The organism is Diaphorobacter ruginosibacter (assembly GCF_014395975.1).
GTDB classification, from domain to species: domain Bacteria; phylum Pseudomonadota; class Gammaproteobacteria; order Burkholderiales; family Burkholderiaceae_C; genus Diaphorobacter_A; species Diaphorobacter_A ruginosibacter.
Map to the genome: position 1 here is coordinate 4,866,436 of NZ_CP060714.1, position 15,184 is coordinate 4,881,619.

Sequence of the window (15,184 nt, forward strand, 5' to 3'; positions counted from 1 at the left end):
AACGCTGATGAACGACATGAGTGACGTTGATGGCGGGCGCACGCCGCGCAGCAGGACGCTGCGCATCGGCTCGGGTGCCGCATGGTGGGGCGATCGCGTGGAGCCCGCGGGGCTGAATGCGGAGCAGGGCGATCTCGACTATCTGTGCTTCGAGACCATGGCGGAGGCCACGGTCTCCGCGGCGCAGGTGCGCGCGCGGCGCGATCCCTCGTTCGCGGGCTACGACACCTATCTCGACGACCGCATGCGGGCGGTGCTGCCCGCGTGCATGCGGCGCGGCACGAAGATCATCTCCAACCAGGGATGGATCAACCCGCAGGGCGCGGCCGAACGCATCACGGCGCTGCTGCGCGAGATGGGCATCGAAGGCGTGAAGGTGGCCGCGGTGAGCGGCAGCATGATCACCGACCGCGTGCTCTCGCTTGCACCGACCATCCTGGAGAACGGCCAGCCCACCGCCACGCTTCGGGACACGCTGATCTCCGCCGAGGCCTACATGGGCGCGGAGCCGATCGTGCAGGCGCTTCGCGAAGGCGCGCAGATCGTGGTGACGGGCCGCGTGGCCGATCCTTCGCTGTTCCTCGCGCCGATGATGTACGAGTTCGGCTGGAGTGCGCTTGACCACGAGAAGGTCGGCGCGGGCAGCGGCATCGGCCATCTCATGGAATGCGGTGCGCAGGTGACGGGTGGCTACTTCAGCGACCCGGGCCTGAAGGACGTGCCCGAACCCTGGAACTTTGCCTTTCCCATCGCCGAGGTCGAGGCCGACGGCAGCGTCGTGATCGCGAAGGTCGCGGGTTCGGGCGGCGCGATCACCCTGCAGACCGTGAAGGAGCAGATGCTCTACGAAGTACATGATCCGGCGAACTACATCACGCCGGACGTGGTCGTCGACTTCACCCGGGCGCGGCTCGAACAGATCGGAGCGGACCGTGTGCGCGTGACCGGGCTGACCGGCAAGCCGCGCACGTCCACGCTCAAGGTCTCGATGGGCTGCACCGAAGGCTTCATCGGCGAGGACATGTTCTTCTACGCCGGCCCGGGCGCGCTGCGCCGCGCACAGCTGGCCAGGAGGATCCTGGAGGAGCGCTTCAGGATCGTGAAGCTCGAGGCGGAGGACATGCGCATCGATTTCCTGGGACTCAATGCCATCCACGGCGCCGCGACGCCGGCCGATGCGCCCGAGCCCTACGAGGTGGCCGTGCGCGTCGCGGCCAGGACGAAGACGCGCGAGCAGGCGCTGAAAGTGGGCCGCGAGGTCGACGGCATGGCGGTGTCGGGCGTGGCCCATACCGGCAAGCGCGTGCCGCACCAGGACCGCACGCGCGAGGTGATTGGCGTCTGGTCATCGCTGGTGGCGCGCGAACAGGTGACGCCGCAGATCGACTATTTCATCAGCTGAGCCGGAAAGGAGCCAACCGACATGTCATCCACGAAGAAAGTGCTGCTCGAACAGGTGGCCCACACGCGCTCGGGCGACAAGGGCAACACCTCGAACATCGCGGTATTTGCCTATGAGCCCGCGCTCTATCCCCTGCTCAAGGAGCAGCTCACGGCCGAGCGCTTCAAGGCGTTTCACCGCACGGCCATCACCGGCGATGTGCTGCGATACGAGGTGGACAACCTCCACGCGCTGAACTTTGTCGCCCATGGCGCGCTCGGCGGCGGCGTCTCGCGCAGCCTGTCGCTGGACAACTACGGCAAGGCGTTGTCGGCGGCGATTCTGGGCTTTGAAATTGAGGTGCCGCAGGCGCTGCTGTCATGCCTGAGAACACGCCAGCCGGCGTCCCCTCAAGGGCATGCCGATGCGGGCGCCGGGCAGCCGTGAACCGCCATGACACCACGAAGATAAAAAGGAGACAGGCACCATGTTCCAAACCCGCAGGCGCACCATGCTGCGCCACGTCGCGGCGGCGTATCTCGCCGCCAGTTCCTTTGCCGCCTTTGCGCAGGCCGTGTACCCCAGCAAGCCCGTGCGCATCATCGTTCCGTACCCGGCGGGCGGCACGACCGACATCATCGCGCGCATCGCGGCGAACCAGCTGACCGAGCGGCTCAAGCAGTCGTTCATCGTCGAGAACAAGGCCGGTGCGAGCGGCGCCATCGGCTCGCAGGCGGTGGCGCAGGCGGCGCCCGACGGCTATACGCTGGTGATGGCGACGGCCAGCTCCCACGGCATCAACTCGGCGCTGCAAAAGAGCCTGCCATACGATGCGGTGAAGGACTTCGCGCCGATCACCGTGGTGGCGAACACACCCAACATCATCATCGCCAACCCGGCTGTGCCGGTGAAGAACCTGCAGGAGCTGATCGCACTGGCGAAGAAGGAGCCCGGCAGGATCAACTTCGGCTCCACGAGCGCGGGCGGCTCGCCGCACATGAGCGCCGAGTTGCTCAAGATGATGGCCGGCATCGACATGACGCATGTGCCCTACAAGGGGGCCGCGCCCATGCTGACCGACCTGATCGGCGGGCAGGTGCAGATCGGCTTCGACAACCTGCCATCGAGCATCGGGTTCGTGAAGAGCGGCAAGGTGCGTGCGCTGGCGGTGACCACCGCCCGGCGCTGGCCCGGCGCGCCGGACATTCCCACGGTGGCCGAGAGCGGCGTGCCGGGGTACGAGGTTTCCGGCTGGTTCGGGTTGCTGGCACCCGCGGGCACGCCCAGGGAGATCCTGAACAAGCTGCAGGGCACCATCGCCGAGGCGGTGAAGTCGCCCGAGGTGGCCAAGCAGCTCAACGACCTCGGGGCGGAACCCGTCGCCAACAAGCCGGAAGTCTTCGCGCAGGAGATCAAGGACGATGTGGAGAAATGGCGCAAGGTGGTGAAGACCACGGGCGTGAAGCTCGATTGACCGTGTTGCCCGTGTGCCGCGCGGCAACCGTAGAATCTCGCCCATGAACATCACCAAAGACACAGCCGTCACGCTGCACTACAAGATCGCGGATCCCGTCACCGGCAAGCCGCTGGATTCGGGCGATGTGGCCTATCTGCATGGCGGATACGAGAACATCTTCCCGAAGGTCGAGGCCGCCCTTGAGGGACAGGCCGCGGGATTTGCCGCCACCATCGACCTGGCCGTGGCGGACGCCTTCGGCGAGCGCGACGAAAGCCTGGTGCGCGTGATTCCCAAGAGCGAGTTTCCCCCCGGGGTCAAGGTGGGCGGACAGCTCCAGGGCCCCGGCAATGATGGTCACATGACGGTCTTCAACGTCGTGAAGATCAAGGGCCCCGAGGTGCACCTGGATGGCAACCATCCGCTGGCCGGCAAGCCGCTGCGCTTTGCCGCCACGGTAACCGAGGTGCGCGCCGCGACACCGGAAGAGATCGCGCACAGGCACGTGCACGGCGGCCACGGCCACCATCACTGAGCCGAACCGGTCTTTGCTCTTCAAGGGCCGAAGCGTGCAGTCATGCATGCTTCGGCCCTTTTTCATCGCCGGGCCGCCCCAAGATGAAAAGCGCCCCTCTCGGAGGGGCAGCGGCCACACGCAGTGGGCAAGCGTGGGGAGCCATTTTCATCGCCGGGCCGCCCCAAGATGAAAAGCGCCCCCTCGGGGGGCAGCGGACCATGCGAAGCAGGGGGGCGTGAGGGCCATTTTTCATTCAAGGTCGGCATGGCCCTGACGGCGCACAAGGCCGTGGCGACGTCCATGCGCTACCTTCACACCGAGGACAAGCCGGTGCGCGAAGCGGCTGAACCGAAGACGTACGTCTTGCACTGCTTCCAGAAGAAAACGCAGGCGACCAGTCAGCGGGACAAGGACATCGCTACGGCGCGTTACCGCGCCGTGGTCAACGCAAGAAAGGCCACGCCATGAAGATTGACACCGAAATCCGCCATGTCACAAGGCCCGGTGCGAACCTGTTCTTGGAACTGGGCTTTTCGGCCGACGAAGCCAAGCGGCTGCAGGCGGCGTCGCGCCAGCAGATCAATGACACGCGATTGCTCAAGGAGCAACTGATGTCAGAGCTGGCCGAGTGGATCGCGCAGCATCACCTGAAGCAGGCCGAGGCAGCGGAGATCCTGATGGTGTCCCGCCCGCGTGTGTCCGATGTGGTGAACAAGAAGACGACGAAATTCACCATCGACACGCTGGTGGAAATGCTCAGCCGCATCGGCAAGCCGGTTCGACTCGCGGTGGGCTGATGCAGGCTCCGGGGTTCAGCCTAAGCCATTGGGTTGTTTGAGTTTTTTCCCATTTCAACGCTGCCGCAGCAGCGCGCGGCGCAGCAGGCGCGAAGCGCGATCGCGAATCTGGAAGGGGCTGTGGCCCGGCAGCGGCTGCACCTTGGCGCGCTCGCAGGCGAGCAGGAAGTCGTCCAGGATCGGCCTGGCGTCGAGGATGCTGCCGTCGTGTGCACGGAACTCGGGATGCCACTGCGTTGCCGCGATATAGCCATGGCCCTGCGTGGGGTGGCGGCGGATGGCTTCGGGCACGCCGTCGGGATAGCTCCAGGCCTCGATGTCGAAGCCCGGCGCGATCTGCTTGATACCCTGGTGGTGGATGCTGTTGACCTTGACCTGGCCCATCTCCGGGTACATGCGCGCAAGCCGCGTGTTGGGCACGATCTCGATGTCGTGGAAATGCTGGTCGTAGGTGATCGGGTCGCGGTGCTGCTGCGCGCCCGGGTGCTGAGTCTCGATGTCCTGGTAGAGCGTGCCGCCGAAGGCCACGTTGATGAGCTGCAGGCCCCGGCATACGCCGAAGATCGGCTTGCCCACCTGCTCGAAGGCCTCGACCACGGCAAGGTCGTAGAGATCGCGGATGCGGTCGCCAAGCCATGCATCCTTGAGCGGCTCTTCCCCGTAGCTGCCGGGCCAGACGTCGGCCCCGCCATGCATCACCACGCCGTCCAGCCACTCGGCATAGTGGCTCAGCGTGACATCGCCGAGCGCCGTCTCTCCGGTGGGACAGGGCACCATCACCACCATCGCGCCGGCCGACATGATCCAGTGCGCAATGGTCTGCTCGACGTATTGCAGCGTCTTGTTCGTGAACAGCGGGCGATAGGGGTCTGCATGCGAAAAGCAGGCGGAGAGGCCGATCTTCAGGCGTTGGTCAGAACGGGGGCTGGTCATGTTTTTCCGATCCTTCTACTCTTCCTGTGTACAAAGCGGTTCGAGGTGCACAGCCGCACGAAGGTTTCCGCCCCTTTGTAACACGGCTCGCATCCCGCCCATGGACGGTGCGGTTATCCGGGAAAGCGAGTGTTGTCCGTTGCCGAGTTGATGCGCGTCAAGCGCTATGCTGTAGTTGCTGGCAAGATGCAGCAGATCCAATGACCTATTGGATTGTTAATTTCGATACAGGAGAAGTTGATGCAAGTGCAAGTCCACACCAACGACAAGATCCAGGGCGGCGAATCCTTGGCGCAATGGGTGCAGCAGGAAGTCTCCAGTCGGCTCGCACGCTTCAAGGAAAGCATTACGCGCGTGGAGGTGTTCTTCTCGGATTCCGACGGCCATGCCAAGGCGGGCGGCCAGGACAAGCGCTGTGTGATCGAGGCGCGCCCGGCGGGACGCCAGCCGGTGGCGGCCAATGCCGATGCACCGAAGGTGGCCGAGGCCCTGAATGCGGCGATCGACAAGCTGCTGCGCGGATTGGAGGCCGATCAGGGCCGAGCGCGCGACAAGAACAATCGCGAGACCATTCGCGATGGCGAGCAACCTTAACGATTTTTTTCTTCTGTTGTCTTTGTAACGCTGAACGCCCGGGGTGGGAGCTCCGGGCGTTTTTGCTTTTGTTTTCTTGTCTCAGAACGAGCTCCCGGGTGTCCGCAGAAACGCCTCTTCTTCCGCGGTGCTCGCTCTCCCCAGCACCCGATTGCGATGCGGATAACGCCCGAACCGGTCGACGATCGCCTTGTGGCGCTCGGCAAAGTCCAGATTGACGGGATTGCCCAGGGCGGTGAACTGGCGGATTGACTCCTGTTGCACCACGGCCGATTCGCTGTGCATCAGCGGCATGTAGGCGAATGCGCGTTGCGCCTCGGTGAAATCGCGGTCCAGGCCCAGTGCGATGATCTCCTGCGTGAGCACGAGCGCCATGCCGTCTTGCGCGAAGGCGCGGGGCGTATCGCGCCAGACGTTGCGCGAGAACTGGTCGAGCACGAGGATTTCGGCGAGGCGTCCGAGGGCATCGCTGCGCCAGTGCCAGAGCTCTCCGCGTGCGCCCTGATCGAGTACGCCGCCGAAGTGCTCCTGGATGGCGCGGTCGAATGCGTCGTCCTTGGCAAACCACTGCTGCGGCGTGGATTCCTCGAACCAGAAACGGATGACGGCCTGGGCCGTGGGGTCATGTGCTTGTGCTTGTTGGGTCGTCATGGCCCCACTGTAGCGCGTCCGGGCGCCCTGCGCGCCCCCAGGTCAACGGCGTGAGCGCAGGTTGCCGTTCTCGTCTGCGATCACGATCTCCACGCGGCGGTTCATTGCCCGGCCCTCGGGCGATGCGTTGTCCGCCACCGGGAACTCCTTGCCGTAGCCCCGCACCGTGATGCGGTCGGGCGCGACACCACGGGTGACCAGCGCACTCTGCACGGCCGCCGCACGGCGCTCGGAGAGCTTCTGGTTGATGGCGTCGGTTCCCACGCTGTCGGTGTAGCCCTCGATCAGCAGCTTGCGGCTCGGAAACTCGGCCAGGAACTGGGCCAGCTTGTCCAGGCGCGGTGCCGCCTGCGAGGTGAGGTCGGCCTTTCCGAACTCGAACAGCACGTCGCCGAGTGTCACCAGCAGGCCGCGCTCGGTCTGCTTGGCCTGCAGGTCGTTGAGCTGGCCTTGCAGGTCCTTCACCTGTGCCTGTGCGGCCTGCGCCTGCTGGCGTGCCTGCTCTGCAGCGGTGGCATTGGCGGCGGCGGCCGCGCGGGCCTGTTCTGCCTGCATCTGCGCGCGTGCCGCAGTGCCCTCGAGGCGCTGGCGCTCGGCATTCACGCCGGCCTGCTTGATGTCGGCGTCGAGCTGGCGGGTCTGCGCCACGTTCTGCGCGATCTGCGCACGTTGCAGTGCGAGTTCGGAGAGATGGGTGGCCTCGGCTGCATCGGCGTCGCGGGTCCATGCGTTGTCGGCCTTGGACAGGGTGTCGGTCGCGTTCTTGAGTTCGAGCGGTGCCAACTGCACGACCTTGGGGTCGTTCATGGCCGTGCTCACGGCGGCGCGAGCCTTCTGCAGGGGCTCGAGCGGCGCATTGCGCGTCGCGCAGGCGGTCAGCAGGGAGAGGCTGGCCACGCCGGCGGCCACCATGCCGATGCCGCGCATGGTGCGGGGGCTGCGGTGCTTCAGAGAGAGGAGTTGATGAGTGATGGGCTGCTGCATGTGTGTTCCTTGTTCCATGGGGCTGTGCGATGGGCGGATCGGCCAGGATCAGCGCACGGCGCCGGAGCCGGGCTTGGGCAGGGCCTGGTAGCCGCGCTCCACTTCCTGCAGGCGCGAGCGGTTCTCGGCGGCCTGTGCCTTGGACTCGGCCAGGCGGGCCTCGGCCTCCGCAGACTCGGCATAGCGACGGGCCTCGGTGTAGTCCTTCTTGTCCATGGCGCTCTGGGCCTTCGCCCACAGGTCGCGTGCGCGCTGCAGCTCCAGCGGGGCATGGGCGGTCACTTGCGGCGCGGCGGAGACACGCGCGATGGCGCTTTGTGCGACGGCCATCTCGCCCGTGGGTGCCGGGACCGAGGAGCAGGCGGACAGGGCGCCCAGCATGAGGGCAGCGGCCGCTCCGCGAAGCAGGAAGGTGGTGTTGTTGTGCATGGAAGGCTCTCCTCGTGTGATGTTGTGGCGAGAAACAGCGGATCTCGCTGTGCCTTCCATTTTTTCGTGGAGCGGCAACGTATCCGGGTAGGCCCTTTCTGGCCATCCCTGTCGGAGTCGGGAGATCGATAGGGTGGAGCTAGTCCTACGTGAATTGTTAATTACCAGAAGCTATGGAGCAGACATGAAAAAAGCGCCCGGAGGCGCTTTTCCTTGTACAGGGACGGTGACGAGGGCTTACTTGCCGGCCATCACGCGAACCATCTCGAGGCACTTGTTGGAGTAGCCCCATTCGTTGTCGTACCAGGAAACGACCTTCACGAAGGTACCGTCCAGGGCGATGCCGGCGTCGGCGTCGAAGATCGACGTGCGGGTGTCGCCACGGAAGTCGGTGGCCACCACCTTGTCTTCGGTATAGCCCAGCACGCCCTTGAGCGCGCCTTCGGACTGGGCCTTCATCTCGGCCTTGATTTCCTCATAGGTGGCTGCCTTGTCGAGCTCCACGGTCAGGTCGACCACGGACACGTCGGATGTGGGCACGCGGAAGGACATGCCGGTCAGCTTCTTGTTCAGCTCGGGAATCACCACGCCCACGGCCTTGGCTGCGCCCGTGCTCGACGGAATGATGTTTTCCAGGATGCCGCGGCCGCCGCGCCAGTCCTTGTTGGACGGGCCGTCCACGGTCTTCTGCGTGGCGGTGGCAGCGTGCACCGTGGTCATCAGGCCGCGCTTGATGCCCCACTTGTCATGCAGCACCTTGGCCACGGGAGCCAGGCAGTTCGTGGTGCACGAGGCGTTGGAGATGATGGCCTGGCCGGCATAGGTCTTGTGGTTCACGCCATAGACGAACATCGGGGTGTCGTCCTTCGAGGGCGCCGACAGCAGCACCTTCTTGGCGCCTGCAGCGATGTGCTTCTCGGCGGTGGCCTTGTCCAGGAACAGGCCGGTGGACTCGATCACGATGTCGGCGCCGACATCGTTCCACTTCAGGTTCGCAGGGTCGCGTTCCTGCGTGAGGCGGATCTTCTTGCCGTTCACGATCAGCGTGTTGCCTTCGACCTTCACGTCGCCCTTGAAGCGGCCGTGCACCGAGTCGTACTGCAGCATGTAGGCGAGGTAGTCAGGCTCGAGCAGGTCGTTGATCGCCACGACTTCGATGTCGGAGAAGTTCTGCACTGCGGAGCGCAGCACGTTGCGGCCGATGCGGCCGAAGCCGTTGATACCAATCTTGATCGTCATAGTTGTGCCTCAAAAGTTAAGTCGATTACAAAACCTGAAATCCTGCAGCGCAGTCGCCTGCGCTGCCGATGGATGAACCCATGCCTGCCGGCGCTCAGCGGGCGCGCTGCAGTGCCGCCTCGACGGTCTGCGCAACGTTTTCCGCTGTGAAGCCGAAGTGCTTGAACAGCACGCCAGCGGGAGCGGATTCGCCGAAGGTGTCGATGCCGACCACGGCGGCGCAGCCGTACTTCCACCAGAAGTCGGTCACGCCCATCTCCACGGCGACGCGCGGCAGGCCCTCGGGCAGCACGAGCTTCTTGTACTTGGCCTCTTCGCGGTCGAAGGTGGTCGTGCTGGGCATGGAAACCACGCGCACAGGGATCTTCTTCTCGGCAAGGAGCTTTTGCGCGGCCACGGCGAGCTGCACTTCGGAGCCGGTCGCGATGATCACGGCCTTGGCTTTCCTGGCCAGGCCCACGTCGGCGGGCTCGGACAGCACATAGGCGCCGCGCGAGATGTCGCCCAGGTCCTTCTTGGCAAGGTAGGGCAGGTTCTGGCGCGACAGCAGCATGGCAGTCGGCTTGTTGCGGTTGGACAGCGCCACGCTCCAGGCGACGGCGGTTTCCGCGGTATCGGCAGGACGCCACACGTCGAGGCCGGGAATCAGGCGCAGGCTCGCGGCGTGCTCGATCGACTGGTGAGTCGGGCCGTCTTCACCGAGGCCGATGGAGTCGTGCGTGAACACGTGGATCACGCGCTGCTTCATCAGGGACGCCATGCGGATCGCATTGCGGCTGTAGTCGCTGAACGTGAGGAAGGTGCCGCCGTAGGGGATGAAGCCGCCATGCAGCGCGATGCCGTTCATCACCGCGGCCATGCCGAATTCGCGCACGCCGTAGTTGATGTGGCGGCCGCCGACCTTGACGGTCTCGTCCCCGAGCTGCACTTCGACCTGCACCACGTCGCCGTTCTCGGCGAAGCGCAGGGCAGGCGTGCTCTTGGTGTTGGTGAGGTTGGAGCCGGTCAGATCGGCGCTGCCGCCCAGCAGCTCGGGCAGCTTGGCGGTGAAGGTTTCCAGCGCGATCTGGCTGGCCTTACGGCTGGCGACGGTCTCGGCCTTGGTGTGCGCAGCGATCACGGCGTCCACGGCGGTCTGTGCGAAGTGGCGCGGCAGGTCACCGGCCATGCGGCGCGCGAATTCGGATGCGAGCACGGGGAATGCGGCGGCGTAGGCGTCGAAGCGCTGCTGCCACTCGCCTTCGGCGGCCTTGCCGGCTTCCTTGGCATCCCAGTCGCCGTAGACGTCGGCGGGGATTTCGAATGGAGCGCTGCTCCAGCCGATCGCGTTGCGCGTGAGCGTGATTTCGTCGGCGCCGAGCGGCTCGCCGTGGGCCTTGGAGGTGTTCGCGCGGTTGGGCGAGCCCTTGCCGATGTGGGTCTTGCAGACGATCATCGTCGGCTTGTCGGTGCTGGTCTTGGCGCTGGCGACGGCGGCGTCGATGGCGTCGGCGTCATGGCCGTCCACCGGGCCGATCACGTTCCAGCCGCAGGCGCGCATGCGCTCGGGCGTGTTGTCGATGAACCAGGGCGCGACCTGGCCGTCGATGCTGATGCCGTTGTCATCGTACAGCGCGATCAGCTTGTTCAGCTTCCAGGCGCCAGCCAGCGAAATCGCTTCCTGGCTGATGCCTTCCATCAGGCAACCGTCGCCGAGGAACACGTAGGTGTGGTGGTCGACGATGGCGTGGCCTTCGCGGTTGAATTCCTTGGCCAGCAGCTTCTCGGCCAGTGCGAAGCCCACGGCATTGGTGATGCCCTGGCCCAGCGGGCCGGTGGTGGTTTCGACGCCAGGGGTGATGCCGTGCTCCGGATGGCCGGCGGTCTTGCTGTGCAACTGGCGGAAATTCTTGAGCTCTTCGATCGGCAGGTCGTAGCCGGTCAGGTGCAGCACCGAGTACAGCAGCATCGATGCGTGGCCGTTGGAGAGCACGAAGCGGTCGCGGTCCGCCCAGTTCGGATTGGTGGGGTTGTGACGCAGATGACGTCCCCACACGGCCACGGCCATGTCTGCCATGCCCATCGGGGCACCGGGGTGACCGGAATTGGCTTGTTGAACGGCATCCATTGCGAGTGCGCGGATCGCATTCGCCATTTGTTGTGAATTGGCCATGAGAGGCGTGCTCCGGGAGGGACTGGTAGAGAAAACCCCCTATTTTACTAATTGCCCGAGGCGCAGGCGTGCAAGGGGGCTTCCTCCGACCCAGTGAACGCCCTGGCGTCACCCTGTGATCGCCTCATGATCTGCCCCGCAGAGCCCGTGTGGTGGCGTGAATGCTCTACAGTGTGCGCCCATGCAAACCGCTTCCCTTTCACCGGAAATCGCCCTGCCCACCGCACCGGGCACGCACCTGGACGCCATGCTGCTGGCGGCCGGACGCGGCGAGCGCATGCGTCCGCTGACCGATCGAACGCCCAAGCCGCTGCTGGCCGTGCAGGGGCAGGCCCTGCTCGACTGGCATGTGCGGGCGCTGACGCGCGATGGCGTGAACCGCCTTGCCGTGAACACCGCATGGCTGGGCGAACAGATTCCCGAGCATCTGCGGGCCGCCTTTCCAGGTCTCGACAAGGAAGGGCGGCTGCGTTTTTCGCACGAGGGCCGTGATTTCGGCAGGGCACTGGAGACGGCTGGCGGCATCGCCCGGGCGCTGCCGCTGCTGGGCGAGGCCTTCTGGCTTGCGGCGGGGGACGTGTTTGCGCCCGATTTCGTGTTCGACGCCGGATGCGCGCGCGCGTTTTCCGCTGGCAGCGACCTGGCCCATGTGTGGCTGGTGCCGAACCCCGGGCACAACCCGTTGGGCGACTTTGCGCTGCAGGAGACAGCGCCCGGCAGCGGCACGGGCCGCGCGCTCAACCAGCCCAGGGAGGCGCCGAGCGCATTCCCGCGATTCACCTACAGCACGATCGCGCTGCTCAAGGCCGAGCTGTTCCGCGCGCCCTGGTGCGATATCGCGCCGGGCAATCCCGACGGCGTGGCCGCGCCCCTGGCTGCGTTGCTGCGCCGCGCGATGGATGCCGGCCGCGTGGGGGCCACGCTCTACACAGGCCGCTGGACCGACGTGGGAACGCCCGAGCGGCTCGCACAGCTCAACGCCGCCTGATCCTCCGGCTCGCAGGGCAGGGCCGAATAGCCGAGCCCGCCACTGTCCGGGCCACATCCGTCAGAATCCACCCCCTGATTGAGATCCTCGCGGGGATGGGGCGGAAGATGGGTATGGAGTGGAGCAGCTTTTTCATGCTGCTGATCGTTGTTGCGCTGGCGTCGGCCTGCCAGAACCTGACGGGGTTTGCGTTCGCGCTCATCTTCGTGGGGCTGGCGGGCGCGCTGCATCTGCTGCCGATCGCCGATGCGGCCAACGTGGCAGGGTTGCTTTCGCTGGTCAACGGCGTCGTCTACCTGCGCAGCCATCCGTTCAAGCCGCGCTGGGACCTGCTCAAGCCGATGCTGATCAGCAGCCAGATCGGCGTGCTCCTGGGGCTGGGGCTGCTGCACCTGCTCAGCGGCAGCCTGGTCAACATCCTGCGCATGCTGCTGGGCGTGACCATCATCGCCTGCGCGGTCCTGCTGCTCTCGCAGAAGGGCCGGCGCGAGCAGCCATCCGGCACGCGTGCCATGTATGTGGCGGGCGGGCTGTCGGGGCTGCTGGGCGGCCTGTTTTCCACCTCCGGCCCGCCCATCGTCTACCACCTCTATCGCGAGCCACTGCCAGCCGAGCTGATCCGCCAATGCCTGCTGGTGCTGTTTCTGGCGAACACCGTGCTGCGCCTGGGCATCGTGATCTCGACCGGTGAGCTGAACCGGTCATCCGTGATCGTCGCCGCCTTCGCCATGCCGGTCGTGGCGGGCGTGACCTGGGTGCTGGCCAAGCATCCGCCGAGGCTGCCCGTACGCGTGCTGCAGTGGTTGGTCTGCTCGCTGCTGTTGCTGGCCGGCGTGAGCATGCTGCTTTCCGCGCTGCGCTGAGACGGGTTGCTCTCGGCCACACGCAGCGGGCAAGCGTGGTGCCATCACGCATGGACGGTGTGAGCACAAGGCTCTCCAAACAACTGCCTGAGCAGCGCGTGTCACGCATGAACTGTTCACTCCAATGCTGAGATGGCCCCTCAGACGCGACGCAAAGGCGCGGACAGTACAAGCGTACGGCAAGCCTTTGGAACAAAGTATGAGGGGCCATCTCAGCACCCCAAAACGAAGACTCTCACCAAAAGCGCAGCACGCCCATTCGTCACGCGACCCCATTCGACACGGTATTCCGCGAAGAATTTCTTTTTCGCCCGGCGGCGGAAGGTACACAATGTGCCTATGACTCAGTCCGCAACCGTATACGCCCAACGACGTGCCCGCCTGGCCTCGCAGCTTGGCAAGGGCGGCATCGCCGTCATTCCCACGGCGCCCGAGCGCCAGCGCAATCGCGACAACAGCTTTCTCTATCGTCACGACAGCTATTTCTACTACCTGACGGGATTCACCGAGCCCCATGCCTGCCTGGTGCTGGCGGCCGATGGCACGAGCACGCTGTTCTGCCAGCCCAAGGACCTGGAGCGCGAGATCTGGGACGGCTACCGCCTCGGCCCTGAAGCGGCGGTGACGACGCTGGGCATGGATGCGGCGTTCTCGGTGGCCGAGCTGCCGGCACGTATTCCGCGGCTGCTCGAGAACACCGAATGCGTGTGGTATCCGTTTGCCACGCACGAAGGACTGGCCGCGCAGGTCGATGGCTGGCTGAACAAGGTGCGCGCGCGGGTGCGCTTCGGCGCGATGTGCCCGACGGAGCAACGCGACCTGTGTGCGCTGCTCGACGAAATGCGCCTCGTGAAGGATGCGCACGAGATCGACATCATGCGGCGCGCGGGCATCATCAGTGCGCGCGCGCATGTGCGCACCATGCAGCGTTCCGCGCGCATGCTGCGTGCCGGCGAGGATGTGCGCGAGTACCACCTCGATGCCGAGCTGCTGCATGAATTCCGCCAGAGCGGCGCGCAATACGTGGCCTATGACTCCATCGTCGCGGCGGGTGCCAATGCCTGTGTGCTGCACTACCGCGCCGACAAGGCGCCGGTGCGCAAGGGCGAGCTGGTGTTGATCGATGCCGGCTGCGAACTCGACGGCTATGCCAGCGACATCACGCGCACCTTTCCCGCCGATGGTCGGTTCAACGGTCCGCAGCGCGCGCTGTATGAACTGGTGCTGGCCAGCCAGGAGGCGGCGATCGCCGTCACGCGGGCCGGCAAGCGCTTCAATGATCCGCATGACGCCACCGTCGCGGTGTTGGCGCAGGGCATGCTCGATCTGGGCCTGATCGATCGCAACAAGCACGCCACCGCGCAGGACGTGATCGAATCGCGCGCGTACTTCCAGTTCTACATGCATCGCACGGGCCACTGGCTCGGCATGGATGTGCACGACTGCGGCAGCTACGTCGAACCGTCGGAGATCGGTGTGGTCAGCGAACGCAAGGATCCGCTGTCGGGCGAGCTCATCAAGAACCGTCCGAGCCGCATCCTGCGCCCGGGCATGGTCACGACGATCGAGCCCGGTATCTATGTGCGCCCCGCGCCCGGCGTGCCAGAGCAGTTCCACCACATCGGCATCCGCATCGAGGACGATGCGGTGGTCACCGAGACCGGTTGCGAACTGCTGACGCGCGGCGTGCCTGTGAAGGCCGACGACATCGAGGCGCTGATGAGGGCATGAGCCAGGCGCGCTTCCTGCACGTGCGGCGCTCGCGCAACGCCGCTCGCAGGAGGTGCGCGAAGAAGCGCGTGAAGCCTTGCCAGTGCCGTGAGGTGCCGATAGACTGTGCCTCTTGCCCCCATCCTCGGGGATCTCCGTGGAGACCGTGTCGTGAGACACCGTGGGCAACCTCCCTTTCCCTTTCATTCCAGACATCCAAGGAGCAGCAACATGAAGAAGACTGCATGGCAACGACAAGACCGTATCGCTTGCCGCATCAACGAAGTGGCCGCGCAGGCCTGAACGTCGTCGTTCACTCCTTCTTTCTCTTTTGAAAGTGTCACGCGCTGATGGTCGCGTGATGTGAGCATCCAGTTGCTGGATGCAGGTGGACGGAGTCCTTCCAGGACTGCCCGCCATATGCGTTTTTGCCAGGCAAAGCATTGTTTCGCGCCGTGTCGCAAGGCACGCCGCGCGAAGGAATTCGTTT

The 15,184-nt window shown here is 65.3% G+C and carries 15 protein-coding genes and 1 pseudogene; 10 read left to right on the forward strand and 6 right to left on the reverse strand.

The annotated features are described in order from the left end of the window. Positions 1 to 7: 7 nt before the first annotated feature. The 6 genes and pseudogenes from H9K76_RS21890 (at position 8) to H9K76_RS21915 (ending at position 4,151) form a co-directional block, all read left to right on the forward strand. The gene (locus tag H9K76_RS21890) at positions 8 to 1,402 is read left to right on the forward strand and encodes an acyclic terpene utilization AtuA family protein (RefSeq protein ID WP_246475194.1); all 1,395 of its coding nucleotides are present in this window, start codon (positions 8 to 10) and stop codon (positions 1,400 to 1,402) included. A gap of 21 nt (positions 1,403 to 1,423) precedes the next feature. After that, positions 1,424 to 1,828: an AtuA-related protein gene (locus H9K76_RS21895; RefSeq protein ID WP_187597363.1), complete on the forward strand. Its 405-nt coding sequence runs from the start codon at positions 1,424 to 1,426 to the stop codon at positions 1,826 to 1,828. Between the two features lie 40 nt (positions 1,829 to 1,868). Then, positions 1,869 to 2,855: a Bug family tripartite tricarboxylate transporter substrate binding protein gene (locus H9K76_RS21900; RefSeq protein WP_246475195.1), complete on the forward strand. Its 987-nt coding sequence runs from the start codon at positions 1,869 to 1,871 to the stop codon at positions 2,853 to 2,855. 43 nt (positions 2,856 to 2,898) lie between these two features. After that, entirely contained in the window at positions 2,899 to 3,372 is a 474-nt protein-coding gene (locus H9K76_RS21905) for an FKBP-type peptidyl-prolyl cis-trans isomerase (RefSeq protein ID WP_187597364.1), read from the forward strand. A gap of 237 nt (positions 3,373 to 3,609) precedes the next feature. After that, a pseudogene (locus H9K76_RS23535) lies at positions 3,610 to 3,822 on the forward strand (type II toxin-antitoxin system RelE/ParE family toxin); the annotation flags it as partial. Next, positions 3,819 to 4,151, forward strand: coding sequence for a helix-turn-helix domain-containing protein (locus tag H9K76_RS21915; RefSeq protein WP_187597365.1), 333 nt, complete (start codon positions 3,819 to 3,821; stop codon positions 4,149 to 4,151). The pseudogene H9K76_RS23535 and the gene H9K76_RS21915, both read left to right, overlap by 4 nt. 54 nt (positions 4,152 to 4,205) lie before the next feature. On the opposite strand, the gene H9K76_RS21920 is transcribed toward H9K76_RS21915, so the two are convergent. After that, the gene (locus tag H9K76_RS21920; protein ID WP_187597366.1) at positions 4,206 to 5,084 is read right to left on the reverse strand and encodes a gamma-glutamyl-gamma-aminobutyrate hydrolase family protein; all 879 of its coding nucleotides are present in this window, start codon (positions 5,082 to 5,084) and stop codon (positions 4,206 to 4,208) included. 240 nt (positions 5,085 to 5,324) lie between these two features. On the opposite strand from H9K76_RS21920, the gene H9K76_RS21925 reads away from it, so the two are divergent. Beyond that, positions 5,325 to 5,678, forward strand: coding sequence for an HPF/RaiA family ribosome-associated protein (locus H9K76_RS21925; protein ID WP_187597367.1), 354 nt, complete (start codon positions 5,325 to 5,327; stop codon positions 5,676 to 5,678). A gap of 81 nt (positions 5,679 to 5,759) precedes the next feature. On the opposite strand, the gene H9K76_RS21930 is transcribed toward H9K76_RS21925, so the two are convergent. The 5 genes from H9K76_RS21930 to tkt all read right to left on the reverse strand — a co-directional run bounded on the left by H9K76_RS21930 (position 5,760) and on the right by tkt (position 11,133). Further along, positions 5,760 to 6,329 carry a DUF924 family protein gene (locus H9K76_RS21930; protein ID WP_187597368.1) on the reverse strand — a complete coding sequence of 190 codons (570 nt, stop codon included), beginning with the start codon at positions 6,327 to 6,329 and terminating at the stop codon, positions 5,760 to 5,762. Positions 6,330 to 6,371: 42 nt separating this feature from the next. Further along, positions 6,372 to 7,313, reverse strand: a complete 942-nt coding sequence (locus H9K76_RS21935) for an OmpA family protein (protein ID WP_343066288.1) — start codon at positions 7,311 to 7,313, stop codon at positions 6,372 to 6,374. Positions 7,314 to 7,361: 48 nt separating this feature from the next. Then, positions 7,362 to 7,742 (reverse strand): DUF4398 domain-containing protein, encoded by a 381-nt coding sequence (locus H9K76_RS21940; RefSeq protein WP_187597369.1) that lies wholly within the window; start codon positions 7,740 to 7,742, stop codon positions 7,362 to 7,364. Between the two features lie 237 nt (positions 7,743 to 7,979). Beyond that, positions 7,980 to 8,981 (reverse strand): type I glyceraldehyde-3-phosphate dehydrogenase, encoded by a 1,002-nt coding sequence (gene gap, locus H9K76_RS21945; RefSeq protein ID WP_187597370.1) that lies wholly within the window; start codon positions 8,979 to 8,981, stop codon positions 7,980 to 7,982. A 94-nt stretch (positions 8,982 to 9,075) separates the two neighbouring features. Beyond that, positions 9,076 to 11,133 carry a transketolase gene (tkt, locus tag H9K76_RS21950; RefSeq protein WP_187597371.1) on the reverse strand — a complete coding sequence of 686 codons (2,058 nt, stop codon included), beginning with the start codon at positions 11,131 to 11,133 and terminating at the stop codon, positions 9,076 to 9,078. Between the two features lie 181 nt (positions 11,134 to 11,314). Here tkt and H9K76_RS21955 point away from each other — a divergent pair, with 181 nt between their 5' ends. From H9K76_RS21955 to H9K76_RS21965, 3 genes are all read left to right on the forward strand, one after another. Then, positions 11,315 to 12,121, forward strand: a complete 807-nt coding sequence (locus H9K76_RS21955; RefSeq protein ID WP_425489639.1) for a nucleotidyltransferase family protein — start codon at positions 11,315 to 11,317, stop codon at positions 12,119 to 12,121. Positions 12,122 to 12,255: 134 nt separating this feature from the next. After that, positions 12,256 to 12,984: a TSUP family transporter gene (locus H9K76_RS21960; RefSeq protein ID WP_246475196.1), complete on the forward strand. Its 729-nt coding sequence runs from the start codon at positions 12,256 to 12,258 to the stop codon at positions 12,982 to 12,984. Positions 12,985 to 13,323: 339 nt separating this feature from the next. Beyond that, positions 13,324 to 14,715, forward strand: a complete 1,392-nt coding sequence (locus tag H9K76_RS21965) for an aminopeptidase P N-terminal domain-containing protein (RefSeq protein ID WP_187597373.1) — start codon at positions 13,324 to 13,326, stop codon at positions 14,713 to 14,715. The last annotated feature ends 469 nt before the right edge of the window (positions 14,716 to 15,184 follow it).